This is a genomic window from Thermococcus sp. Bubb.Bath, assembly GCF_012027595.1.
GTDB lineage: Archaea > Methanobacteriota_B > Thermococci > Thermococcales > Thermococcaceae > Thermococcus.
Genome location: NZ_SNUR01000001.1, coordinates 123,947 through 146,256, shown reverse-complemented (window position 1 = coordinate 146,256; position 22,310 = coordinate 123,947). Strand labels below are relative to the sequence as shown.

Below are 22,310 nucleotides of genomic sequence, written 5' to 3'. Positions count from 1 at the left end.
TGTATACAAAGTGTGAAAGATGATAGCCTAAGACGAGAGGTTTTCAAACTTTGCAAAAACCCTCTCAAAGTAGCCCGAGACAAGCTTGACAACCTCCTCAGACTCAAAAGGAAGGGACGAGACTTTTCTCAGGGATTCATCTACAAAATCCCTGGCGATCCCGACGGCTTCCCTGAAGACCCCTGCATTCTTCATCCTCTCAAACAGCTCAAGGAGGTTATCCTCAGTAGGCTCTCTGAGCGCCTTCTCAACGAGGGACGAGCCGTACCTCTCCGTGTAGAGGATGAGCGGGAGCGTCGTTTTTCCGTTCAAAAGGTCCTTGAAGCGATCCTTCCCCGTTCCTGGAAAGTAGTCCAAAACGTCGTCAACTATCTGGAAGGCCCTCCCCACGAGCGTCCCAGCCCTGTCAAGCTCCCTCCAGAAGAGTTTTTCAAGATAGTATGCCGGGAGAGCAAAGGAAGCGCCGAAGAGCCTTCCCGTCTTTCCGTCGATGATTTTGTAGTAAGTCTCAACATCGAGGTGGACGGTTCCCCTAACTGCCTCTTGCAGTATCTCCGCCTTCACCATGTCCTCAACGACTTTGGCAACGTAATCAACCATCTCAAGCCTTTTGGAAGCTATAACGCGGAGGGCCCTTATGAAGAGGAAGTCGCCGCTCAGAACGGCAAGCTCCGGCCCCCAGCGCATCACAACGGTTGGGTTGTTCCTCCTCTTCTCGGCCAGGTCTACTATGTCGTCGTGGATGAGACTTGCCGTGTGGATGAGCTCTATCGAAGCGGCCAGGTCGAGGGTGTCCTTCTCATCGAGGCCGAGACCCTTTGAGACGGCCAGGGCTATTCTCGGCCTTATCCTCTTTCCACCACTCTTTATTACGTATTCGCTGACCTTCTGGGCCAGTTCAACACTTCCTTCGAGGAGTTCGAGCATCTTTGCATCGAGTGACTCCATTCACTCACCTCCGAGCTTCCACGCTACTGCCACTCCCGCTAGAGCTATTGTCAGTGAACCGTATACACTCCCGAGACCGAGGGAGTAAAGGGAGAGGAACTCAAATGCCGTAAAAACTGCAAAGGGCATCAAGTCCCTCCTCTTTGAGTAGACCTCGGTGCTCAGGGCGTAGAAGACCGTGAAGATAACTGCCTCAAGGAATAGCGGCAAAACGTTGCCTGTGAACGAAACCGGGAGCTTCATGATGAAGTTTGTGGCAACGAACGTCCCAATGGCCAGGAGAACGAACTGGCCGATGCCAAGGCCGAGGCCTAAAGATAGACCGTCCCTGTTCTTCGCCAGATAGTACTTCCCGACCTCGATGGTCAGCGCACTTAGGAGAGAAACCACCGGGGTTGCCACCACCCTCGGTAGGAGGAGCGTCCCGGTCAGGGAGTAAAACGGCAGGATTATGGAGAGGACTAACGCCAGCCCGGAACCAAGCGCAAGCTCCGGAAAGCTCAACTTTTTCCTCAATAGGTAAACCCCAACCAAAGCGATTAGCGCTCCGCCCATTGCCGCAACCATACCTAGAGGATTGGGCTCCGGCACGACTCCAAGGGCAAGGCCGACGAGCTTACCCTTGTGGTACACGAGGAGAACAGGGAAAGAACCCTTTTCGGTCTCGACCGTATACTTCAGCCGAAGAAGGTCGTCCTGAGTCTCGTTGCCCTCGTAGGTGAATCCTTTTAGCTTTCCATAGTTCCTCAGTGTGAGTTCCCGGAGGTTCTGGAAATAATCCTCAGTGAACTGGGCCTTCAGCTCGTCGCTCATATATGGTTTTATCAGGGAGTAATTCCCTGTGTTGATAGCCTCAATAAACTTCCCCATGAACTCGTCTCCCTGGGATGGAGGCCCTGCAAGAACGGGCGATAAAACTACGAGTATGAAAAGAAAGATTGCAAGAGCTTTCCTCATGCTCTATCCCTCAGACGGCGTTGGAGAGACCCTTAATGAGTTTTTCGGCGAGGCTGTCTATTCCCGGTATCCTGTAGAGTCTGCCGTGGAGGTAGGTGTACATTCCAAAGGCCGCGTAGATGAGCCAGGCGTAGACGATGTACATCGCCGGGCCGAAGTGGGGATAACTCCTGTTCACGGGCATGTGCCATACAGCCATAAAGGCCAGCCAGGCAAAGAAGCCCATGACACTGGAGTAGGCCGCGTGCTTCTTGGTGAACTCGTCGGTGTCCTTCATCAGGATGAGGGGAACTCCCCCAACGAAGCCCATAATGTAGGCTATGAAAGCGTTTGTGAGGCTCCTCATATCCTCCACCTTAGGATTCTGGTTTTTAACCGGATGCATTCTCAATCACCTCCGAGATTGCCTCGATTAGCAGAGGATCACGGTGGTTCAGCTTGGCACGGTAATACTTCAAACCGAGCTCGTCGGCAACCTCTTTATACTCAACGTCGAGCTCGTAGAGAGTCTCAACGTTCTCAACTATGAAGCTGAGCGGGTAGACGAGAACCTCTTCAACTCTCTCTTCCTTCAGCCTCCTCAGGACTTCAGGAACCTCCGGGCCAAGCCACTCACCCTTACCGAACTTGCTCTGGAAGGCTATTTCCCAGGGAAGGTCAAAGGCATCCATAATGGTTTTCGCGAGCTTCTGATGGCTCTTGAGGTAGGGGTCGCCCTCGTCTATGACCCTCTTTGGAAGACTGTGAACACTAAGAATGACGTAAGGATCCTGAAAGCCGCTCTCCCTGAGACCGGCCCGTATATTCTCTCTGACCCACCTGATGAACTTCTCATCCTCGTGCCACTCCCTAACGTAGGGGACTTCTCCAAAAAGCTCTTGGATTTTGACGAGACAGCGCTCGGTTGTTGAGCTCGAGTAAACATGGTACATCGGGAAGACCAAATCGAAAGGTCCTTGAAGCTCCTCAAGGAGGGGCCTTGAGTAGCACATGCCGAGCTCTATCTCATGACCGGTTCTCTCGCTCACCCTTTCGGCTATCTCGCGCATGTAGTCAACGAGGGGGCTCTTCCCACTCATCACGGCGTAGTGGGACTTAACGGTTTTTGCCCTGGCCTTCGCTATTCCCCTGATTATCACCCTCGCCCCGGGAACGTCGAGGCCTATGTGGTGCCTTATATCGTAGAGAAAGCGGAAGATGAAGTCCTCGATTTCATCGGGAGTTGTTGGCGCTCCCATGTATGTGAAGAGAACCCTCACGGTTTCACCCCCAAAGAAGGAAAGGGTCAGAGCTTGCCGTTCATGGCAGCGCCAAGGTTCTTTGCGAGGGTTAGCAGGAAACCAAGGCCCTTCTGGACGTCCTCGTCCCGGAGGTAGCCAAACACGGCGGTCATGCCGACTTTAGGAGCCTCCTTTGGGTCGGTCTTCGCTAAAGCCTTGAGGAGCGCCCTGACGAGCTCCTCGGTGTTCCACTCTACCTCGATGACCTCATCTGTTTCAAGCTCCCTGACGGGCTCAAGGGCTGCGTTCCCAACGGCCACAACCCTCAGGAGTTCCGTCTCCTCGGATATTGTCTCAAGAAGGTGGTCTCCGTTCTCGGCCATCGCCTTGAGCAGGCCAAGGGTTCCGCTCTGTTTGAGCGCAACAGCGACTCCAACGAGCTCTTTAACGGCCGCTATCTCTTCAGGAGTGAAATTGATTTCGCTCATCTTCACCACCTCACACCCTCATGCTGTCGAGCCAGCCTCTATAGAAGGAATCCTTCATCAGTCTCACGAGCGGACTCTTGAAGAGCAGGTAGCACTGGCGCTTGTATTTGTCTCCCTTCCACTCGTACTCACAGTTGCCGGAGAAACCGGTGTTGTATCCGTGACCGAGACATAGAGTTGGAGCGTATTCAGCAACAGGATAACCTCCGTGTATCTGATGGAGTATACTCGTGGAGGCAACGACAGCCGCGTTGTGTAGCGGAACTCCTGCAGTCAAGAGCCCAAGCGGCGGCATGCTGGCCTCGCTGACGATGTAAACTTCATCATAGCCGGGATAGCGGAAGTCAGGCCCATTAATCCTTGCCCACCTCGGGTCCTTATCGCTGGCCATGAACTCCATTAGCTTCGGTATCTTTATCGGTGGTATCTTTATGAGCAGGTCGTACTCAAGCTCGGCGTTCTTGGTAACAACTTTATCGGGCGTTATCTCGACATGGCCATCGTTGTGGATGAACTTCACGTTAGCCTTATCCATCTCCCTCGTGAAGAACCTTATCAAATCTGGCCCAAGTCCGATGGCAGGCTCCTTGTCCGGGTGGACGACGGTTATCTCAACGTTTTCTATGCCCCTGTGCTCGAAGTACATCCTGAGGTTGAGGCTCATCTCGTAGGGGTAAATTCCACAGCGGTGCGGCCCTTCCGGGGTGTAGATGACCACCTTTCCCCCATTGAACCGGGAGAGCTTCTCATGGAGCTCAAGGGCTCCCTCGAGGGTGTAGTTGTGGTATCCGTACTCGTTCATGCCCTTGTACTTGTCCCAGACGTACTCCACACCAAGGCCGAGGAACAGGTAGTCGTAGTCGTAGACCTTCCCGCTCTCGGTCTTCACCCCCCTATTCGCCAAGTCTATATCAATAACCCTGTCGATGTCAACTTTGAAACCGTAGACTTTCTCGGCGTTTTTTATCGGCGCCCACGTTTCCTGCGGAGCGGCTGAACCTAAGGCCACCTCCATGAAGAGCGGCGGCATGTAGTGCCTCTCGCTCGCGGTAACCATCGTCACGTCAACATCAATGCCAAGCCTCTTAGCTTCCTCCGTTATGTATCTTCCGGCGACCAGTCCGGCGGTTCCCCCGCCGAGTATCAAAACCTTCGCCATAACTGCACCTCCTCGTTAGGTGTGTCTAAAAAATTTGGGAAGTTTGGGTATTTAACCCTTTTGATTCTAGCACCGTTGAAGTTCAGAAACCCTAACGGACGAAAATGATATAAGGAATGAACCCAAAGTTAAGGAGCGGTGATGCACCATGGCTGTGAAGGCTGAAACCGGGAAGGAAGTGATCTGGGGGCTAACGGCGATAACATTGACACTGCTGTTCGTGTTGCTTGCATTCCTGGTGCACAACGTTGTATGGATAATAGTGGGAATGATCTTCACCGTGGGCTTTGTCCAGTATGAAGCAGAGGTTCACGGCGATGGGTTCTTCACGAAGCCAAAAGCAAAGAATTAATTGAACTCCCAAAACTTTCTTTATTTTGACGAAGAACCTTTTTCAGATGCCCGAAAACATTATAAGTTTGGACATCGTTGATACCCGTTTGAGGGATAAACCTGGAGGTGACGTGGAATGGACCCCGTACTGCTGTCCAGAATTCAGTTCGCCCTTACCGCCGGCTACCACTGGCTGTTCGTACCGGCGAGTATAGGGATGGGATTCATGGTGTTTCTACTCTGGACAATGGCAGCGATAACCAACGAGGAGCAGTGGCATAAGGCTGCAAAGTTCTTCAGCAAGTGGCTCGGAGTGTTCTTCGTGCTCGGTGTCCCAACTGGAATCGTCATGGAGTTCGAGTTTGGAGCGAACTGGGCCAACTACTCAACCTTCGTCGGCTCAATCTTCGGGCCGCCGCTGATGCTCGAGGGGCTCTTCGCCTTCGCGCTGGAGTCAACGTTCCTCGGCGTTCTCCTCTTCGGCATGGACAGGCTTCCAAGAGTCATCAGCTGGATTTCGGCCTTCTTTGTTTCCCTTGGCTCGGCGCTCTCAGGCCTGTGGATCCTCATAGCCAACAGCTGGCAGCAGACCCCAAGCGCGTACATCGTTAGGAACACTCCCCTTGGACCGAGGGCTGAGCTCACCAACTTCATGAAGGCCGTCTTTAACCCGATCCTCGTTAGCGAGTACACCCACACCATCAACGCAGGCATAATCACCGGTGCGTACATAGTTGTAGCGGTCGGTGCTTATTATCTCCTCAAGAAGAGGCACGTTCAGGTTGCAAGGAGTGCAGTTGCTATCGGAATAGTCGTCCTAGCCATAAGCTCGGTAATACAGCTCTACCCAACGGGCCACGAGGAGGGTAGGGTTGTAGCCCAGTACCAGCCGACGAAGTTGGCCGCGGACGAGGGTCTCTACCACACGACCGTCGGTGCACCCATGGTGGTCTTCGGAATCGTCGACGAAAAGAACCAAGAGATAAAGTACGCAATAGAGATTCCAAAGATGTTAAGCTGGCTCGCCTTTGGTAACTGGAACGCAAAGGTTCTCGGACTGCACGACGCAGCGGAATACGTCTGGTATCAGCAGGTCTTGAACAACCCGAACTACGCCAACGAGAAGGTAAAGAAGGAGGTCGTTGACAGCATAATGAAAGCCTACGGCATCAACCCGAACGACCCGAACGCCAACCAGAAGATGGTTCAGGTTCTTGAGAAGAGCGTACCCGTTGCCTTCATGTTCTACGCCTACCGTGTTATGGTCGGCCTCGGAACGCTCTTCATCCTGATAGGCGGCCTTGGAGTGCTTCTACTTCTCCTCGGCAAACTCTACGACGCCAGATGGTTCCTCAAGGTGCTCGTGGTTACGGTACCCCTTCCCTGGCTTGCAAGCGAGGCAGGGTGGTTCACTCACGAGGTCGGAAGGCAGCCCTGGATGGTCTGGGGAATGGTCACAGTCAAAAATGGTGTTTCACAGAATATCTCCACGGCGAGTGTCTTAACAACCCTCATAGGATTTGTAGTGGTCTACACGATACTGTTCTACATCTGGCTCTACTTCGTCAAGAAGCTCATCAAGGAGGGGCCCGAACCGGTTGAGGGCGACCCTACCGCCAAACCTGCCCCAGCCGTTAGCGCCGCGGGAGGTGGTCAGTGATGGACTACGCGACTGCCTGGTTTTACTTTTCAGCCTTCCTGCTTGGAATGTACTTAGCGTTCGACGGCTTCGACCTCGGGCTTGGAAGCCTGCTTCCATTCGTTAAGAACCAGAAAGACAGGGACTTACTTGTGAACACGATGGCCCCGGTATGGGACGGCAATGAGGTGTGGTTCATCAGCTGGGGAGCTGGGCTGTTCGCAATGTGGCCGGCCCTCTACGCAGTCCTCTTCAGCACCTTCTACCTCGCGGTCTGGTTCCTGGCGTTCATGTTCGTCTTTAGGGCGGTTAGCTTTGAGTTCAGGACGAAGTACAAGAAGACCTGGGACTACCTCTTCGCCACGGTGAGCGCGCTGATAGCCTTAGTCCTCGGCGTAATCGTCGGCAACCTCATCGAGGGGATACCCATTGACGCCAGCGGCTTCCATGGCTCCCTTCTGACACTGTTCAGGCCGTTCCCGCTAATAGTCGGTCTCTTCGTGCTCTTTGCGGTGATGTGGCACGGGGCCAACTGGGCGGTCTACAAAACCACCGGGAAGCTCCAAGAGCAGATGAGAAGGTATGCACTCAGCTTCTGGGTCCTCACGGTGATCTTCCTCCTACTGACCGTGGTCGGCATGAAGATATGGGCTCCACTCCGCTTCCAGAGGGCACTGACTCCAGGAGGATTGACACTGACCCTGATAATCCTCATAGCGGCACTGCTCGATGGCTATCTCATCAAGAAGGGCGCGGAGAAGGCGGCGTTCTACATCAGCTGGCTCGCCTTCCCTCTCGTAGTCTATCTCGTCTACTACAGCATGTACCCCTACTGGATCATCTCTACCACCGACCCGAACTTCAAGCTCAGTATACACGCCCTTGCTGCATCCCCGCTGACGCTCCAGGCAGTCCTCGGAGTTTCAGTAGTGCTGGCAATAATCATCATGAGCTACACCCTCTACGTTTACAAGATGTTCGGCGGGAAGGCCACAGAAGCGGAAGGCTACTACTGAACCTCCCTTCCTTTTCTATACCTTTGAATTTCGAACTTTCCAGGGAAAAGTTTATATTTCGGTAATGCTAAGTTCATTCTGATAACCTAAGAGACGGTGGTCGAAATGCACCGAGGTAAATCTCACGGCTCCTGGCCTTACAATGGAAAGCCAGTCCTCGTCTTCTGGGAGACGACGAAGGCATGCCAGCTCAAGTGCAAGCACTGCCGAGCTGAAGCTATCCTCCAGGCCCTTCCTGGCGAGCTGACAACAGAGGAAGGAAAGAGACTCATAGACTCGCTCACTGATTTTGGAAGACCTTATCCAATACTCATTCTGACAGGCGGCGACCCGCTCATGAGGAAGGACATCTTCGAGTTGATAGACCACGCGGTGGAAAAGGGAATTAGAGTAGGCCTCGCTCCAGCAGTTACACCCCTTCTCACCGAGGAGATGATAGAGGAGATAGTCAAGCACGGTGTTAAGGCCGTCAGTATAAGCCTAGACAGCCCGTTTCCTGAGGTTCACGACGCCATAAGGGGCATCGAGGGGACCTGGGAGAGGACTGTCTGGACCATAAGGGAGTTCCTGAAGAGAGATGTGAGCATTCAGGTGAACACGGTAGTTATGCGCGAGACCGTTGATGGCCTTCCGGAGATGGTAAAACTCCTCAAAGAGCTCGGCGTGAACATCTGGGAGGTCTTCTACCTCGTTCCAACAGGCAGGGGGAGCTTTGAGAGCGACTTGAAACCTAAGGAGTGGGAGGACGTTACCCACTTCCTCTACGAGGCATCTAAACACCTCCTCGTGAGGACAACCGAGGGCCCGATGTTCAGAAGGGTTGCTATAATGAGGAAGGCCCTTGAGGAGAAGGGAATAAACCCGGACGATGTTCTCAAGCCGGGGGAGCTCTACTTCAGGCTCAAGAAGAGATTAGTTGAGCTCCTTGGCGAAGGAGGGGAAGCCAAGGCACAGACGATGGGAACGAGGGACGGCAAGGGCATAGTCTTCATAGCCTACAACGGCAACGTTTACCCGAGCGGCTTCCTGCCCTACCCAGCTGGAAACGTGAGGGAGAAGAGCCTCGTCGAAATCTACCAGAACTCCGAGCTCATGAGAAAACTCCGCTCGGCCGAGTTCAAGGGAAGGTGCGGCCTCTGCGAGTTTAAAGAGGTCTGCGGGGGGAGCAGGGCAAGGGCTTATGCATACCACGTTGACCCGCTCGCCGAAGACCCCGCCTGTCCGTATCATCCCGGAACTTACCTCAAGCTCGCCTCTCAGCTTGGGATAACCCTTCCAATAGGAACCTTTGGTGAAGAAAAGCCGATTTGAGGTGGTGGAAATGAAGTGGAAGGCATTTTTGGTAATCGGGGTTTTGCTGTTTTCGGTCTTTGCGGCAGGATGTGTGAGCAACTCGGGAAGCACTGAGAAAACCACGTCAGCAACGCCAAAGGAGATAACCGTCCAGGACCTCGTAGGGAGGACCGTTACGGTCAAGGTTCCGGTTCAGAGGGCAGTGATACTCTCAACGTCAGCCCTTGAGATAGCCCAGCTACTCAACGCAAGCAACCAAGTGGTTGGAATTACAGGAGACGCCAAGGCCGACGCTTTCCTGAGTCCGAGCCTTAAGAACAAGACTGTTGTTGGAAGAATGCTCCAAGTTACCGACTGGGAGGAAGTCCTGGCCTTAAAGCCGGACCTCATGGTGGACCTTTACCTCAAGAAGTTCTACAACGTTGACGAGTTCCTGAACAAGTCGGCCAGCTATGGAATCCCCGTCATAATGCTCCGCGAGGACAGGCTTAACGACATTCCCAAAGCTGTTGAACTGCTTGGAAAGGTCTTCGGCAAGGAGGAAAAGGCGAGTGAGTTTGAGAAGTACTTCAACGAGCAGGTAAGCGAGGTTAAGAAGATCGCCGAGAAGATACCCGCCGGCGAGAGGAAGAAAGTGGTAATGATACAGCCGATAATGGGCAAGTACTACGTGGTAAACGGCAACGACGTTCTGGCCCAGGCAGTGAGGCTGGTCGGCGCTGATTACATGGCCAACTTCACCTTCAACGGCTACACGCCTGTCAGAGTTCCACTCGATGAAGAGAAGATCATAACCCAGTTCAAGAACGCCGATGTGGTCATTTTGCTCACGAGCGCTGTAACACCCTATGACAAGGTTGAGGCCCTTAAGAACGAGATGCTGAATGACGAGGCGTGGAAGGGCATAAAGGCCGTCAGCGAGGGCAACGTGATAATCCTGAGGGCTGACATGGGCAGGAATTCATTCCTCCGGTGGAGCCCGCGCATGGCAGTGGGAATCTGGGTGATAGGAAGGGCCATCTACCCGAACTACTATCCGAACTGGGAGGAGAAGGCAGTGGAGTTCACAAAGAAGTTCTACCCCTTCCTTTCCTGACCATTTTCTTTTTGGGGTGAGAGCTTGAGGGCGGTAATCTTTCCTGCGTCGCTCGTAGAGATAGCAAAGCTGGTCGGTGCCGGGGGCAGGGTTGTCGGCGTCAACGAGGAGATAGGGCTCGACTACTGCCTCCCAGACTTCCGGGACAGGCCCGTAGTTGGCAAGTACCTCCAAAGGGAGAAGCTGACATACTGGGACGTCCTTGAGGAGCTAAAGCCAGATGTCATAATGGACTTCGAGATAGACACACTATACAGCATTGATGAGCTCAAGGCCTTCGCCGAGAGACACAATGCAAAATTAGCGCTCTTCGACATCGTTAAGGTGGAGGACCTCTTTCAAATAACCCAGAAGATTGCCAGCCTGCTCGGAGGAGACCCTTCGGCGCTCCTCGAATTCTACAGGAGACACCTTGAAAGGATCGGAGAAATCGCCAGTGGAGTTGAAGAGAGGAGAAAGGTAGTGATGCTCTACCGCGGGATAAACGTCGTGACCCAGACCAACGTCCTCAGCGATGCAGTTGAGAAGACGGGGGCAGAGTATATGGCGAAGCTCCCGACACACAGGAAGGTGGTTCCAGTCCCATTCGAAGAGTTCGTAAAGCGCTTTAGCGAGGCTGACGTTTTCATCCTGCTCACCAGCGTCCTGACGAATGAAGAGAAGCTGAGGGAAATCAGGGATGAAATGCTCGACTCAAGCGAGTGGAGGAAGGTAAAGGCCGTAGATGCTGGAGAAGTTCACATCCTGGGCTCGGCGATAGACAGAAAGGGCTTTATGCGCTGGAGTCCAAGGATAATACCCGGGATATATCAGCTCGGAAGGGTCATCTATCCTGACCACTATCCAGAATGGGGATCTATCGCCAAGGAACTCTACAGGCTCTGCGGGGTAGAGAAATGAGGAAAGAAGCCTTCCTCCTGCTTGTCTTTCCAGCGGTTGCCGTTTTCCTTGGAATCTTCGTGGGTAGCTATCCCACGAATCCCTTCCACCTTGACTCGCTTGGAAAAATAATTATCTGGGACATCAGACTTCCAAGGACACTCATGGGGATATCCGCAGGAATGGCCCTTGGCCTGGGCGGGATGGTTCTCCAGGCTGTTTTTAGGAACCCGCTCGTTGATACATACATCCTCGGCGTCTCCTCGGGGGTGGCCCTTGGGGCGGCGGTAGCGGTCTCATTCCTCCCGATGGCTGGGATAGCTCCCCTTGCGCTGATTTTTGGCCTCCTCGCCGTTTTCACCGCCTATTCCCTCGCGAGGGTGAACGGCAGGGTCTCAACGGTCTCGCTGGTTCTGGCGGGCATAATAGTCACTTCGCTTTTTTCCGCTCTACTTGCTCTTCTTGAGCTCCTCCTTCCGAGCGAGAGCCTTTCAGGCCTGGTAGTCTGGCTCATGGGCAGTTTATCCAACGCCACGTGGGAGACCGTTGACTATTCCCTTCCGGGGGTTGTCGTTCTCGCGGTACTCCTCTACCTGCTCAGGTTTAGATTGAACGTCATGAGCCTCGGGGATGAGGCAGAACTCCTTGGAGTGAACGTCCCGCTGTGGAGGGGAATATTCATCTTCATATCGGCTCTGCTGACGGTTCTGGTTATCTCCTTCACCGGGATAATCGGGTGGGTCGGTTTAATCGTTCCGCACACTGCCAGAATGCTCGTTGGCCCGGAGCACTCAAAGCTGATTCCGGCCACGGTCTCACTGGGAATAACGGTTATGGTTTTGGCGGACGTTATAGTGAGGCTCCTGCCGGGGGACGTCCCTGTTGGGATAATAACCACCGTTGTCGGCGTTCCGTTCTTCGCTTATCTCCTCAGAAAGACCGGGGGTGGATGGGAGTGAGGGTTTTAATAGTTTACACGACAAGATATGGCTCAACCGAAAAGGCCGTAAAGCTCACCTCTTCCCTGCTGGAGAAAGAGGGGCACGAGGTAGATGTGAAGAGGGCTGAAGATGACCCGGCTCCAGAGGGCTACGACATCGTGATAATGGCCGCTCCGGTCTACCGCGACGGCCCGCACTGGAACATTATGGAGTGGGTTGAGAAGCATAGGAAGGAGCTTGAAGAGGTTCCAAAGGCGTTCTTCCTCGTTGCGATGCACCTCGCTGGTTCGGTCTTCATGGGCAGACTGCACGGTGGGATAGCATACTCACAGCCTCTAATAGAAGCCTTCGAGGTTCCGCCCTTCTACGGGACACTAATAGGTGGAGATGTCGAGCCGGAGAAGCTGAGCGAAGAGGACAGGCGGAAGATGGAGAGGTTTTACCTGGCGCTTGGAGAGAGGCTCGAAAGGAAAAGCCTTTACAGGGAGGAGGACGTCAGGGCCTTCGTGAAGAGAACGCTCCTCTACTACGACTGGTTTGGTAAGCACTTCAAGAGGGGCGAGCTGGAGAAGGTTGAGGACTTCGACTTCATGGAGAAAATAAGGGAGCTTGAGAGGAATGCTAAAGGCTGAAGGCCTTTACTTCTCCTACGGCGATTTTGCGATTGAAAACATCAGCCTCTCACTCAAGGGGGGCGAGTTAGTTGCGATAATAGGGCCGAACGGTGCCGGAAAGAGCACCCTGCTCAAGCTCATCTACGGCATGATAAAGCCCAGCAAAGGTAGGGTGTTGGTTGAAGGGAGGGACATCCACCGGCTTCCCCTAGGAGAGAAGGCAAAACTGCTCGGCTTCGTGCCTCAAAGCCACGTTCCAACGTTTCCGTTCAAAGTTCTGGACTTCGTGCTCCTCGGCGCCACCCCGGAGCTGGGACCCTTCAGCGCTCCAAACGAAAGACATAAAAAATGGGCCCTGAAACTTTTGAAGCTTTTCGACCTTGAAAACCAAGCTCATAAACCATATACCTCCCTGAGCGGCGGGCAGATAAGGCTTCTCCTGACGGCAAGGGCTTTGATGACGTCTCCGAAGTACCTCATCCTCGACGAGCCCACGAGCGAACTCGACCTCAAAAACGCCCTTTTAGTTCTCCAGACCGTGAAGAAGCTCACAAAAGGAGGTGTTGGCTCCCTCGTGGTCCTCCACGATCCAAACCTCGCCGGGCTTTTCGCGGACAGGGTTGTGCTGATGAAAGATGGAAGGATAATCGCCGAAGGGAATCCCGAGAAGGTCATAGACGAGAAGCTCCTGAGCGAGGCCTACGGGGTGGAGCTCAAGCTGATTGAGTGCGGCGGTGAAAGGGTTTTAAGGCCGAAGGTGGAGGTCTAAGCGATGAAGGACATGCGTGAATACCTCGACTGGCTTGAGAAGAGGGGAGAGCTGATAAGGGTAGATGAAGAGCTTTCGCCGGAGCTTGAGATACCAGCATTTCTGAGGAAGGTTATGTACTCCAGAGCTGGAGCGGTTCTCTTCGAGAAGGTTAAGGGTTATCCTGAGTGGGGAGTGGCTGGGAATCTCTTCACGAGCGTTGAAACGCTGAAGAAAGCCCTCAACGTTGAGAGGCTTGAGGAGATAGGCGAGAGACCCCTTAAGCTCTTCGAGGGCCTTCCGCTTGGCTTCTCGGATAAGCTCTCTTCCCTCGGAAGGCTGAAGGAGATGAGCGCTTACCTCCCAAAGGTCGTGAGGAAGGCTGAGTTCACGAAGAACGTGATTGAGGATGGTCCTCTTGACTTCATCCCTGCATTCAAGACCTGGCCCAAAGACGCTGGCAGGTACCTAACTTATCCTCTCGTCTGCTTCTCCGATCCTAAGGGAGTGAACTCGATAAGCGTTTACAGGGTCATGCTCCTCGACGGCGAGAGAGGAATTATCCACTGGCAGATTCACAAGCGCGGAAGCCAGGCGTGGCTGGAGTACCTTGAGAGAAACGGAGGAAAGATGCCGGTTGCGATAGCTATCGGCTCTGACATAGGCACTCTCCTAACGGCAGTCTCCCCGGTTCCATATCCTCTCGACAAGCTCCTCTTCGCCGGCTTCGTCCGTGGAAAGGGCCTCGAACTCTACCGCCTGCCTAACGGAGTTTTGGTTCCGGCCAACGCGGAAGCGGTGATAGAGGGCTACGTTGATGTGAGCGAACTCCACGAGGAAGGCCCGTTCGGAGACCACTTCGGATTCTACGACAAGCCAGCCGAGAGGAACGAGCTCTACCCGGTTTTCCACGCAGAGAGGGTTTACTACCGCGACGACCCGATATACTACGGCTCGGTCGTGGGTAAGCCGCCGCTGGAGGATGCCGTGATTGGAAAGGCCACCGAGAGAATCTTCCTACCCATGATGAGGATGGTTCTCCCGGAGGTCGTTGACGTAAACTTTCCTGAATATGGAGTCTTCCAGGGGGTAGCGATAGTCTCGATAAAGAAGCGCTACCCCGGACACGGAAAGAAGGTATTGAATGCCCTCTGGGGGACAGGACAGGCCGCGCTCACGAAGGTTATCGTTGTGGTCAGCGAGGATATCGACCCACATGACATCAACCGGGTTATCTGGGCGATAGCTTCCTTCGTTGACCCGCAGAGGGACGTTCTGGTTGTTCCCAACGCCCACACAGATGTACTCGACCCGGCCGTTCCAAACCCACCTCTCGGAAGCAAGCTCGGGATTGACGCGACCAGAAAACTCCCGGAAGAGATGGGCGGAAGGGTAGTTGAGGAAATGGAGGAAGACCCAGAAGTTCTCAAGAGGCTTGAAGGGCTCTTCAAAAAGTACTTCGGTGAGTGAGATGGCCTTCGATCCGGGACAGGTCAGTAGGGCGAAGGGGTTTCACGCTCTCATGAGGCTGGTTAGAATAGAGCACACCCTCTTCAGCCTACCCTACGCTTATGTCGGGGCATTCCTGAGCGGCTTTAAGGTCACGCTCTGGGAGATAGTCTGGATGAGCCTGGCCCTGCTCGGCCTCAGGACAGCCGCTATGGCCTACAACAACATCGCCGACCTTGACATAGACAGCCAGAACCCGAGAACCTGGAACAGGCCGCTGATTAAAGGGGCCGTTAGGATAAGCGACGCCTGGTGGCTGGTCGTCGTTGGGTCGAGCCTCTACTTCGTCTCGGCGGTTCTCCTGAACTTCTGGACTGCCGTTCTCAGTCCAATTCCGTGGGTGATAGCCATGAGCTACTCCGGGGCGAAGAGGAAGCACAGCTTTCCACATCTGCATCTCGGCCTAACCCTCGCCCTGGCCGTTGCAGGCGGAACGATAGCCGCCGGCGGAGACGAGGCCAACCTTCTGGTTATCCTCGAAAAAATTCCGTGGGCGTTCTTCTTCGGCGTCCTCTTCTGGGTGGCGGGTTTTGATACTATCTATGCGATAATGGACTACGAGTTCGACGTCAAGCACGGCGTCGGAAGCATTCCGGCGCGATTTGGCATCGAGAAGGCGATTAAGATAGCCTTCATCTCCCACCTAATTGCCATTGGGTTCTTCGGCCTGGCGATTCCACTCTACGGCCTCGGATGGGTTTACATAATCGGCTGGCTTATCGGGAGCGCGCTCATCCTATACGAGAACGTTATCGTCTGGAGGGACCTTGAGAACATTCCCAAGGCCTTCAACCTCAACATTCCGATAGGTTTAATCCTCACGCTCTTCGCCATAACCGACGTCCTGGTAAGGCTCTACGGAGGTGGTTGAATGAGGAAATGGCTTGCACTGCTGTTGATTGGGATGATCGTCCTAACTGCAGGTTGCATAAGCTCAAACGAGAAGGCATCAAGGGGCACGACTAAAGAGCTTCCCGTAGTGAAGGCCGCGACCCTAATGGGCGGCATAAGCACCCTCGACATCATGGAGGCCAAGGGCTTCGACAGGCAGAACGGGTTCAAGGTTCAGGTTCTCCGCCTTGGAAAGACGCCGGACATAATAGCCGCTCTGGCAAAGGGAGAAACGGACTTCGCGGTTATTCCTGCCGAGATGGCGGCAAAGCTGGCCCAGAGCGGGACGAAGATAGAGATAGTTGCCGTCGATATGATGCAGAACCAGGCAATACTCGGAAAAGAAGGCATAAAGCCTGAGGACCTTAAAGGAAAGAAGATCGGGGCGGTCGTAGCATCGGGAACCTTCAAGCTCTTCCAAGCCTACATGAAGGTGCTCTACAATCTAACAGCAGAGGACTACACCGTCGTCAACGTCCCCCCCGGCTCGATAAAGGACGCGCTCAAAGACGTTGACGCCGTTGTCATCTGGGAGCCGATAGTGAGCGAGCTCATAGCCAGCAACGTGAGCGTTATAGCGACCTTCGAAGACCTCTGGGACGAGGCAGAAAAGAGGGGCATCGTTGAAGGAGAACCAGTAATGCTCGTCTGGGTCGTCAGGAAGGACTTCGCCGATGAGCACCCAGAGCTCGTCAATGCCTTCGTGAAAGCCCAGAAGGAGAGCGCGGAGTTCTGGAAGGAGAACCCCAAAGAGACCAAAGAGATACTTGGAAAGCTCTATCACCTTGATGCCAAGACCCTCGATATACTCTACAAGAGGACAGAGATCAACGATGAGGGCCTCAACGACGACCTCATAAAGGGGATAAAGTCCGAGTGGAAGCTGGCTTACCTCGGCGGCTATCTAAAAGAGAACCCGTCAAACCTGGACATCTTCTACAGGGGTTAAAGGATGAAGCGCGGCTGGCTCTACCTTTCCATTTTTGCACTGGTCTCGTGGGTACTGCTCGCAGAGCTCTATCCGACTCTCGTACCGGGGATAGGAGAAACTTTAGCGTTCTACCCCAAAGCGGGCTGGAATCTGGTTATTGTTTCCACGCTTCTAACCCTCTACCACTCATTGGCGGGCTTTTTCATAGCCTTTGCCCTTGTGGGGCTCTCCATACTTCTCTCGCTGTATTCAGAGGAGCTAAAAGCCTTCTTTTCGGCATTAAACGTCTTCCTCCAGAGTGTTTCAGTTCTCGTCTGGACGATAATCTTCATAATGATATTCGGCGTTACGAGTCCAATAGCCCCCATCCTTGTCACTGCGATGGCGGCCTTCCCGGCTCTCCTATCAGCGGGAATAAGCTCGAGTGAGAACCTCCTGTCCAAATACTGCCCGCTGGTCGTCCTAGTGAAGCCTTCAAAGCTCCAGCTGTACAGGCACTTCATCGTCCCTGGGACGCTTCCGGAGATGGTCTCGGCGAGCAGGATTGCCCTCGGAATAGCGCTGAGGATAAGCGTCGTGGCTGAAGCCTTCGGCTCCGCCGGCGGGATAGGCTACCAGCTTGTTTATTCCTACGATTTGGGACTTAAAGACGGGGTCTTCGCATGGGCGCTTCTCCTAATAGCGCTCATGATAACCCTTGACCAGCTAATCCTGAGGAGGCTTGAGCAGTGGGTGAGACGCTGGTACTGGTGAAGAACCTCAAGAAATCCTTCGGTGAGCCGATACTCGGTGGGGTCAGCCTTGAGGTCAGGAAGGGTGAGGTAATAGGGATAGTGGGGCCGAACGGCACCGGAAAGAGCACGCTCGTTAAGATTTTAGCGGGGGCTGAGAGGCCTGATTCCGGCGAGATAATCATAGGAGGAACCCTTGCCGTTGCCTACCAGGAAGACTACCTCCTGCCCTGGAAGAGAATACGGGACAACGTCTGCCTCCCGCTGAAGTTCAAAGGAGAGGGGTGCTCGCCGGAGGAACTTGAGGAACTTGCCGAGAGGCTTGGCTTAATACCCTACCTCAACCTGTATCCAAAGGAGGTCAGCGGGGGAACCAGGAGGAAGGCGGCAATTCTGAGGGCCGTTCTGATGGACGCTGACGTTACCGTTCTCGATGAGCCCTTTACAGGTTTAGACACAGACTCTGTCGGGGAACTTCTTTCACTCATAGATGAGCTGAGAGAGAGGGGAAAGACATTCATCGTGGTTTCTCACCAGCTGGAGGAGCTCTTTAGAATTGCTGACAGGGTCTACGTCCTCTCGGGAAGGCCGGCGGTGGTTAAAAAGACCATCGGGAGGGAGGAGCGTGGTAAAGGAGCACTTTAACAGCATAGCCGAGCGCTATGACCTGGTCAACAGATTGATAAGCCTCAACCTCGACCGCTGCTGGAGGAGGAAGGCCTGCGAGGAAGCCCTGAAAGTCCTTTCGCCATCTGAGGACAAAATTAGTGTTTTAGACGTCGCATGCGGAACCGGCGACATGCTCCGCTGTCTAAGGAAGAAGCTCGCCGAGAAAGGCATCGATGCGGAGTTCTACGGTCTGGACTGCAGCGAGAACATGCTTGAAGTTGCCAAGAAAAAAGTCCCCTTCGCGAGGCTCGTTCACGGCTTCGCCGAGGATATGCCCTTCAGGGATGAAAGCTTTGACCTCATAACCGTGGCCTTTGGCGTCAGGAACTTCTCCGATAGAGAAAAAGCCATAGGAGAGCTCTACAGGGTGCTGAAGCCCAGCGGAGTGCTTGCAGTTCTGGAGTTCTCGCGGAATCCGAGCTTCCTTGGAAAAACCGCCTGGTTTTACACAAAGAGCGTTGTCCCCCTCATCGGCGGCCTTGTAACGGGAGACGAAGAGGCATACGCGTATCTTGTGAGGTCGATAAGGAGATTCCCCCGTCCGAAGGAGCTCTCTAAAGAGTTCGAGAGAGCCGGTTTTTCAACGTTAAGGCTCCGCTGGTTCTTTCCCAGAATAGCTTTTCTGCTCCTTCTCAGAAAGGGTCGTTAAGACCCTCACAGCCCCGTTGACGAGCTTCTGCTCCCCAACGACTGAAAAGCCGTTCTCCTCCAAAAGCACTCCAATATTGACCCTGAAATCCGTCCCGGTTAATCTGCTCGTTACCGCGCTTAAACTCCCGAGGAAGGCCCTGAAAATGGGATTATCCGGAGGAGAACACTCCATTACCAAGAGGAAGCCACCGGGCCTGAGAACCCTCCGGAGTTCCTTGATACCCTCCCCCTTCCTGGGAACGACACAGAGGAAGAAGGTTGAAACGGCGGTGTCGAACGAACCGTCGGGAAAAGGCAGGTTTCCCGCATCTGCCTTCATCAGCGAGACTCTCGCTTTTGAGTGCTTCTTTCTGGCCTTCTCAAGCATCTTCCCGCTGACGTCGATTCCAACGACTTCAACGTCCTCTGGATAAAGCGGTAGATTTAGTCCTGTTCCCAACCCCAGTTCAATGACTTTTCCCCGAGCTTTCTTGATCAGCTCTTTTCTTGCCTTTCGTATCCCAGTAGGAACTTCAAGGAGAGAGTTTACCGGCTCGTAGATGTAGCTCGCTAAGTCGTACCCCACCGCAACCCCTCCGCGGTTCAGCGTATCGACTCCTCGAGCGGCCTGGGTTTTAGGAAGGAGAGAGCATCGTTCCTCTCGCAGGTGTTCGGATTAAGGGCCATCAAAACAGCGGGGCTGAACTTTCCAGCGAGGCGGAGGATGGATTCTGACGCGGGGATTAGGAGCACCCGTTTTCCTGCCATCGAGGCAACCCTCTGCACAAATTCGCCGAGAGCTACCGCCTTTTCCCAGCAGAGGCTCACTTTGAAGTTCTCATCAACATCCAGGATGTCTGCGATGATTTTCGCCAGGTCCCTTACGTCTATCGGCTGGACTATGGTTTTGAGCTTTGGAAAGACTTTCCACCTAAAGGCGTCGCGGAAGAGCCTCTGGCCCGGTCCAAGGACGAAGGAGGGCCTAATGATAGCATGGCTTTTCACTTTTCTTGCCTCTTTCTCACCCAAAGCTTTGGTTTTGAAGTAGGGAATTTCGGAGTTCTCGTCGGCACCGAGGGCGCTCATCTGGATTAACCTGCAGGAGGAACAGGCCTCGCTATCTCGAGCGGAATCTCCACGTGGGCCTTCCAATAATCACCCCCGAGGACACCAATGAGGTTTATCACTGCATCTGGCTTAAGCTCTTCAACGAGCCTCCCGTATTCCTCCGGCTCTCCGCTGACCCTAACGGTTTTAACGCCGGGAAGGTTAATGTCCCTCCTCGTGGGAACCACTACCTCATGCCCCCTTCTGAGGAGTTCTCCCCTCAGAAAGCTCCCAATGAAGCCCGTTCCCCCTGTGAGGACCACCCTCATGAGAAACACCACAGGCTTTAGTTTTACCAAATAATTCCCACGGATCAAAGAATTAAAATCAAAGAGAAAGGGAAATCACTCACCTTTCTGGGTGAGCAGTGCCCTAAGCTTCGGCGCCCTTGCCCCAAGCTCCCTGTCGAGCATGAAGAGGCCCTGTGGGTGGTCGCCGATTATCTTGAGCTTGTCAACTACCGCCTTCGTGCTGGCCTCTTCCTCGACCTGCTCCTCGACGAACCACTGAAGGAACTGGTAGGTAGCGTGGTCTTTCTCCTCCTGGGCAAGCTCGACGAGGTTGAAGATTGACTGCGTAACCCCAACCTCGTGGAGGTAGACAGCCTCAAAAGCCTTCAACGGACTCTCAAACTCCTGTTTAGGCTTCTCAATCCTCTCAAGCTCGACCTTTCCGCCCCTATCGAAGATGTAGTCGTAGAACCTCATGGCGTGGCCCAGCTCCTCCTCGGCCTGGGCCTCCATCCAGGTGGCGAAGCCGTCGAAACCCATGTCCCTGAAGTAGGCTTCTATACCCATATAGAAATACGCAGAGAAAAGCTCCTTGTTGAGCTGTTCGTTCAGTGCCTTGAGCATCCTCTCGCTCAGCATTACAATCACCTCACTATCTTTATTGTTTTCGAACGTTATAAGTTTATCCATCAAACCTGACATGTGGGAAACCAAAAGTTTTTAACCGATCCTAACACAGTGGATTACTCAGAATGAAGAGACGGGTTAGCTACCTCGATTAAGGTGGGGAATTATGGAGAAACTTAATTATGTGATTAAAGAATTCAACAGGCTCCATGGGAGCGAGGCCAAAGCGAGAGTAAAGAAAGTGGAGGAAGACGAAGTTATCCTGGAATTTGAAGGCTCGTTCTGCGCGACCTGCGGCCTCTACGATTACTTTGATGATATCAAATGGGGGGCAATGGAATTCGGGCTAAAAATAGAGCCGGTGGAGGTTCTGGAAGCGGAGGAGGACGAGTTTGAGCACGGCCGCTACCCGGTGAAATACAGACTTGTAGGGGACAGAAAGACCAAACCTTAGGTTCAGGAAACATTTTTATACATCACCGAACAAATAAAATCGATAATTTTCCAGGTGCTAGGAATGGTAGTGAAAAGGGAGATGACCAGGAAGTTTTTGGAAGATGCTTTTGCAGGAGAAAGCATGGCTCACATGAGGTACCTCATCTTCGCTGAGAAGGCCGAGAGGGAGGGCTATCCAAACATAGCCAAGCTCTTCAGGGCTATAGCTCACGCCGAGTTCGTTCATGCCAAGAACCACTTCATAGCCCTTGGCAAGCTCGGAAAAACGCCGGAGAACCTCCAGGAGGGAATAAACGGGGAAACCTTCGAGGTAGAGGAGATGTACCCCGTCTACAAGAACTCCGCCGAGTTCCAGGAGGAGAAGGAGGCCGTGAGAACAACCCGCTATGCCCTTGAGGCCGAGAAGATACACGCGGAGCTCTACAAAAAGGCCAAAGAGAAGGCCGAAAATGGAGAGGACATCGAGATAAAGAAAGTCTACATCTGCCCGGTCTGCGGATACACGACTGTGGACGACGTCCCGGAGTACTGCCCCGTCTGTGGCACCCCAGGAGATAAGTTCGTGGTGTTTGAATGAATCTTTCGATTTTCCATTTCACAGGTTTGATGCACAAACCTTATAAGGGGAAAATAACAACGTTAGGATGGTGAAAGGAAATGGCGAAGTGGAAATGTATAGTTTGTGGATACATATATGACGAGGACGAGGGGGACGAGGACAGCGGAATCGCCCCGGGAACCAAGTTTGAAGACCTACCGGAAGATTGGGTCTGCCCGCTCTGTGGCGCTCCCAAGGACATGTTTGAAAAAATTGAGTGAGGTGATGGAGATGCTTAGCGGAACCATAAAGAGTGGAGACTGGAAGGGGGAGAAGCACGTCCCCGTTATAGAGTACGAGAAGGAGGGCGATCTCGTCAAGGTCGAGGTCAGCGTTGGAAAGGAGATACCGCACCCGAACACCCCGGAGCACCACATAGCATGGATACAGCTCTGGTTCCAGCCGGAGGACGGGGCCTTCCCGATACTTGTCGGAAAGGTTGAGTTCAGCAACCACACCGACCCGCTCACCGAGCCAAGGGCGGTCTTCTTCTTCAGGACACAGAAGAAGGGCAAGCTCTACGCCCTCAGCTACTGCAACATCCACGGCCTCTGGGAGAACGAGGTCGCGCTCGAGTGACTGCTTAATTCTCTTTTGTCC

At 53.6% G+C, this 22,310-nt stretch carries 29 protein-coding genes; 19 read left to right on the top strand and 10 right to left on the bottom strand.

Annotated features, from left to right (window positions below; translation table 11 throughout):
* Positions 1-27 precede the first annotated feature (27 nt).
* Genes E3E29_RS00795 through E3E29_RS00770 form a run of 6 tightly spaced genes read right to left on the bottom strand, consistent with a single transcriptional unit; the run spans position 28 to position 4,772 of the window.
* The gene (locus tag E3E29_RS00795) at positions 28-948 is read right to left on the bottom strand and encodes a polyprenyl synthetase family protein (RefSeq protein ID WP_167909082.1); all 921 of its coding nucleotides are present in this window, start codon (positions 946-948) and stop codon (positions 28-30) included.
* The gene (locus E3E29_RS00790) at positions 949-1,905 is read right to left on the bottom strand and encodes a DUF3887 domain-containing protein (protein WP_167909081.1); all 957 of its coding nucleotides are present in this window, start codon (positions 1,903-1,905) and stop codon (positions 949-951) included.
* Positions 1,906-1,915: 10 nt separating this feature from the next.
* On the bottom strand, positions 1,916-2,290 hold the full coding sequence (locus E3E29_RS00785) for a hypothetical protein (protein ID WP_240922715.1): 375 nt from the start codon (positions 2,288-2,290) through the stop codon (positions 1,916-1,918).
* The gene (hemH, locus tag E3E29_RS00780) at positions 2,277-3,164 is read right to left on the bottom strand and encodes a ferrochelatase (protein ID WP_167909080.1); all 888 of its coding nucleotides are present in this window, start codon (positions 3,162-3,164) and stop codon (positions 2,277-2,279) included. The genes E3E29_RS00785 and hemH overlap by 14 nt, the downstream gene beginning before the upstream one ends.
* A gap of 26 nt (positions 3,165-3,190) precedes the next feature.
* Positions 3,191-3,613 carry a DUF1641 domain-containing protein gene (locus E3E29_RS00775; RefSeq protein WP_167909079.1) on the bottom strand — a complete coding sequence of 141 codons (423 nt, stop codon included), beginning with the start codon at positions 3,611-3,613 and terminating at the stop codon, positions 3,191-3,193.
* A gap of 10 nt (positions 3,614-3,623) precedes the next feature.
* Complete coding sequence (locus tag E3E29_RS00770; RefSeq protein ID WP_167909078.1) at positions 3,624-4,772, bottom strand: NAD(P)/FAD-dependent oxidoreductase; 1,149 nt, start codon at positions 4,770-4,772, stop codon at positions 3,624-3,626.
* A gap of 148 nt (positions 4,773-4,920) precedes the next feature.
* Between E3E29_RS00770 and E3E29_RS00765 the strand changes: the two genes are divergently transcribed.
* From E3E29_RS00765 to ubiE, 15 genes are all read left to right on the top strand, one after another.
* Entirely contained in the window at positions 4,921-5,124 is a 204-nt protein-coding gene (locus E3E29_RS00765) for a hypothetical protein (RefSeq protein ID WP_167909077.1), read from the top strand.
* 117 nt (positions 5,125-5,241) lie between these two features.
* Positions 5,242-6,765: a cytochrome ubiquinol oxidase subunit I gene (locus tag E3E29_RS00760; RefSeq protein WP_167909076.1), complete on the top strand. Its 1,524-nt coding sequence runs from the start codon at positions 5,242-5,244 to the stop codon at positions 6,763-6,765.
* On the top strand, positions 6,765-7,760 hold the full coding sequence (cydB, locus tag E3E29_RS00755) for a cytochrome d ubiquinol oxidase subunit II (protein WP_167909075.1): 996 nt from the start codon (positions 6,765-6,767) through the stop codon (positions 7,758-7,760). The genes E3E29_RS00760 and cydB overlap by 1 nt, the downstream gene beginning before the upstream one ends.
* Positions 7,761-7,865: 105 nt before the next feature.
* Positions 7,866-9,071 (top strand): TIGR04053 family radical SAM/SPASM domain-containing protein, encoded by a 1,206-nt coding sequence (locus E3E29_RS00750; RefSeq protein ID WP_167909074.1) that lies wholly within the window; start codon positions 7,866-7,868, stop codon positions 9,069-9,071.
* A gap of 10 nt (positions 9,072-9,081) precedes the next feature.
* The gene (locus tag E3E29_RS00745; RefSeq protein ID WP_167909073.1) at positions 9,082-10,149 is read left to right on the top strand and encodes an ABC transporter substrate-binding protein; all 1,068 of its coding nucleotides are present in this window, start codon (positions 9,082-9,084) and stop codon (positions 10,147-10,149) included.
* Positions 10,150-10,173: 24 nt separating this feature from the next.
* A complete protein-coding gene (locus E3E29_RS00740; protein ID WP_167909072.1) occupies positions 10,174-11,049 on the top strand; it encodes an ABC transporter substrate-binding protein in 876 nt (291 codons plus the stop codon).
* Complete coding sequence (locus E3E29_RS00735) at positions 11,046-11,987, top strand: iron ABC transporter permease (protein ID WP_167909071.1); 942 nt, start codon at positions 11,046-11,048, stop codon at positions 11,985-11,987. The genes E3E29_RS00740 and E3E29_RS00735 overlap by 4 nt, the downstream gene beginning before the upstream one ends.
* Positions 11,984-12,601, top strand: a complete 618-nt coding sequence (locus tag E3E29_RS00730) for a flavodoxin domain-containing protein (RefSeq protein ID WP_167909070.1) — start codon at positions 11,984-11,986, stop codon at positions 12,599-12,601. The genes E3E29_RS00735 and E3E29_RS00730 overlap by 4 nt, the downstream gene beginning before the upstream one ends.
* Entirely contained in the window at positions 12,588-13,352 is a 765-nt protein-coding gene (locus E3E29_RS00725) for an ABC transporter ATP-binding protein (RefSeq protein ID WP_167909069.1), read from the top strand. Before E3E29_RS00730 ends, E3E29_RS00725 begins: the two co-directional genes overlap by 14 nt.
* 3 nt (positions 13,353-13,355) lie before the next feature.
* Positions 13,356-14,801, top strand: coding sequence for a UbiD family decarboxylase (locus E3E29_RS00720; protein WP_167909068.1), 1,446 nt, complete (start codon positions 13,356-13,358; stop codon positions 14,799-14,801).
* 1 nt (position 14,802) lies between these two features.
* Positions 14,803-15,711 carry a 4-hydroxybenzoate octaprenyltransferase gene (locus tag E3E29_RS00715; protein WP_167909757.1) on the top strand — a complete coding sequence of 303 codons (909 nt, stop codon included), beginning with the start codon at positions 14,803-14,805 and terminating at the stop codon, positions 15,709-15,711.
* Entirely contained in the window at positions 15,712-16,680 is a 969-nt protein-coding gene (locus tag E3E29_RS00710; protein ID WP_167909067.1) for an ABC transporter substrate-binding protein, read from the top strand.
* Positions 16,681-16,683: 3 nt separating this feature from the next.
* A complete protein-coding gene (locus E3E29_RS00705) occupies positions 16,684-17,415 on the top strand; it encodes an ABC transporter permease (RefSeq protein ID WP_167909066.1) in 732 nt (243 codons plus the stop codon).
* Positions 17,391-18,038, top strand: coding sequence for an ATP-binding cassette domain-containing protein (locus E3E29_RS00700; RefSeq protein ID WP_167909065.1), 648 nt, complete (start codon positions 17,391-17,393; stop codon positions 18,036-18,038). The genes E3E29_RS00705 and E3E29_RS00700 overlap by 25 nt, the downstream gene beginning before the upstream one ends.
* Positions 18,019-18,711: a bifunctional demethylmenaquinone methyltransferase/2-methoxy-6-polyprenyl-1,4-benzoquinol methylase UbiE gene (ubiE, locus tag E3E29_RS00695; protein ID WP_167909064.1), complete on the top strand. Its 693-nt coding sequence runs from the start codon at positions 18,019-18,021 to the stop codon at positions 18,709-18,711. Before E3E29_RS00700 ends, ubiE begins: the two co-directional genes overlap by 20 nt.
* Here the strand turns inward: ubiE and E3E29_RS00690 are convergent.
* The 4 genes from E3E29_RS00690 to E3E29_RS00675 form a co-directional block, all read right to left on the bottom strand.
* Positions 18,649-19,278, bottom strand: a complete 630-nt coding sequence (locus E3E29_RS00690) for a methyltransferase domain-containing protein (RefSeq protein WP_167909063.1) — start codon at positions 19,276-19,278, stop codon at positions 18,649-18,651. The two genes, ubiE and E3E29_RS00690, sit on opposite strands and share 63 nt — an antisense overlap.
* A gap of 17 nt (positions 19,279-19,295) precedes the next feature.
* Positions 19,296-19,778, bottom strand: a complete 483-nt coding sequence (locus E3E29_RS00685; protein ID WP_167909062.1) for a hypothetical protein — start codon at positions 19,776-19,778, stop codon at positions 19,296-19,298.
* 5 nt (positions 19,779-19,783) lie between these two features.
* Positions 19,784-20,068 (bottom strand): NAD-dependent epimerase/dehydratase family protein, encoded by a 285-nt coding sequence (locus tag E3E29_RS00680; RefSeq protein WP_167909061.1) that lies wholly within the window; start codon positions 20,066-20,068, stop codon positions 19,784-19,786.
* A 75-nt stretch (positions 20,069-20,143) separates the two neighbouring features.
* Entirely contained in the window at positions 20,144-20,668 is a 525-nt protein-coding gene (locus E3E29_RS00675; protein ID WP_167909756.1) for a ferritin, read from the bottom strand.
* Between the two features lie 154 nt (positions 20,669-20,822).
* Between E3E29_RS00675 and E3E29_RS00670 the strand changes: the two genes are divergently transcribed.
* The 4 genes from E3E29_RS00670 (at position 20,823) to E3E29_RS00655 (ending at position 22,289) form a co-directional block, all read left to right on the top strand.
* Positions 20,823-21,110, top strand: a complete 288-nt coding sequence (locus tag E3E29_RS00670) for a hypothetical protein (protein ID WP_167909060.1) — start codon at positions 20,823-20,825, stop codon at positions 21,108-21,110.
* A 63-nt stretch (positions 21,111-21,173) separates the two neighbouring features.
* Complete coding sequence (locus E3E29_RS00665; protein WP_167909059.1) at positions 21,174-21,689, top strand: rubrerythrin family protein; 516 nt, start codon at positions 21,174-21,176, stop codon at positions 21,687-21,689.
* An 80-nt stretch (positions 21,690-21,769) separates the two neighbouring features.
* Positions 21,770-21,931 carry a rubredoxin gene (gene rd / locus E3E29_RS00660; protein ID WP_167909058.1) on the top strand — a complete coding sequence of 54 codons (162 nt, stop codon included), beginning with the start codon at positions 21,770-21,772 and terminating at the stop codon, positions 21,929-21,931.
* A 10-nt stretch (positions 21,932-21,941) separates the two neighbouring features.
* Positions 21,942-22,289: a class II SORL domain-containing protein gene (locus tag E3E29_RS00655; RefSeq protein ID WP_167909755.1), complete on the top strand. Its 348-nt coding sequence runs from the start codon at positions 21,942-21,944 to the stop codon at positions 22,287-22,289.
* Positions 22,290-22,310 lie beyond the last annotated feature (21 nt).

Bases quoted from the DNA above. Each gene is read 5' to 3' on its own strand.
- E3E29_RS00795 (WP_167909082.1), bottom strand. From the start codon at position 948: ATGGAGTCACTCGATGCAAAGATGCTCGAACTCCTCGAAGGAAGTGTT.
- E3E29_RS00790 (WP_167909081.1), bottom strand. From the start codon at position 1,905: ATGAGGAAAGCTCTTGCAATCTTTCTTTTCATACTCGTAGTTTTATCG.
- E3E29_RS00785 (WP_240922715.1), bottom strand. From the start codon at position 2,290: ATGCATCCGGTTAAAAACCAGAATCCTAAGGTGGAGGATATGAGGAGC.
- E3E29_RS00775 (WP_167909079.1), bottom strand. From the start codon at position 3,613: ATGAGCGAAATCAATTTCACTCCTGAAGAGATAGCGGCCGTTAAAGAG.
- E3E29_RS00770 (WP_167909078.1), bottom strand. From the start codon at position 4,772: ATGGCGAAGGTTTTGATACTCGGCGGGGGAACCGCCGGACTGGTCGCC.
- E3E29_RS00765 (WP_167909077.1), top strand. From the start codon at position 4,921: ATGGCTGTGAAGGCTGAAACCGGGAAGGAAGTGATCTGGGGGCTAACG.
- E3E29_RS00760 (WP_167909076.1), top strand. From the start codon at position 5,242: ATGGACCCCGTACTGCTGTCCAGAATTCAGTTCGCCCTTACCGCCGGC.
- cydB (WP_167909075.1), top strand. From the start codon at position 6,765: ATGGACTACGCGACTGCCTGGTTTTACTTTTCAGCCTTCCTGCTTGGA.
- E3E29_RS00750 (WP_167909074.1), top strand. From the start codon at position 7,866: ATGCACCGAGGTAAATCTCACGGCTCCTGGCCTTACAATGGAAAGCCA.
- E3E29_RS00745 (WP_167909073.1), top strand. From the start codon at position 9,082: ATGAAGTGGAAGGCATTTTTGGTAATCGGGGTTTTGCTGTTTTCGGTC.
- E3E29_RS00735 (WP_167909071.1), top strand. From the start codon at position 11,046: ATGAGGAAAGAAGCCTTCCTCCTGCTTGTCTTTCCAGCGGTTGCCGTT.
- E3E29_RS00725 (WP_167909069.1), top strand. From the start codon at position 12,588: ATGCTAAAGGCTGAAGGCCTTTACTTCTCCTACGGCGATTTTGCGATT.
- E3E29_RS00720 (WP_167909068.1), top strand. From the start codon at position 13,356: ATGAAGGACATGCGTGAATACCTCGACTGGCTTGAGAAGAGGGGAGAG.
- E3E29_RS00715 (WP_167909757.1), top strand. From the start codon at position 14,803: ATGGCCTTCGATCCGGGACAGGTCAGTAGGGCGAAGGGGTTTCACGCT.
- E3E29_RS00710 (WP_167909067.1), top strand. From the start codon at position 15,712: ATGAGGAAATGGCTTGCACTGCTGTTGATTGGGATGATCGTCCTAACT.
- E3E29_RS00705 (WP_167909066.1), top strand. From the start codon at position 16,684: ATGAAGCGCGGCTGGCTCTACCTTTCCATTTTTGCACTGGTCTCGTGG.
- E3E29_RS00685 (WP_167909062.1), bottom strand. From the start codon at position 19,778: ATGAGCGCCCTCGGTGCCGACGAGAACTCCGAAATTCCCTACTTCAAA.
- E3E29_RS00680 (WP_167909061.1), bottom strand. From the start codon at position 20,068: ATGAGGGTGGTCCTCACAGGGGGAACGGGCTTCATTGGGAGCTTTCTG.
- E3E29_RS00675 (WP_167909756.1), bottom strand. From the start codon at position 20,668: ATGCTGAGCGAGAGGATGCTCAAGGCACTGAACGAACAGCTCAACAAG.
- E3E29_RS00670 (WP_167909060.1), top strand. From the start codon at position 20,823: ATGGAGAAACTTAATTATGTGATTAAAGAATTCAACAGGCTCCATGGG.
- E3E29_RS00665 (WP_167909059.1), top strand. From the start codon at position 21,174: ATGGTAGTGAAAAGGGAGATGACCAGGAAGTTTTTGGAAGATGCTTTT.
- rd (WP_167909058.1), top strand. From the start codon at position 21,770: ATGGCGAAGTGGAAATGTATAGTTTGTGGATACATATATGACGAGGAC.
- E3E29_RS00655 (WP_167909755.1), top strand. From the start codon at position 21,942: ATGCTTAGCGGAACCATAAAGAGTGGAGACTGGAAGGGGGAGAAGCAC.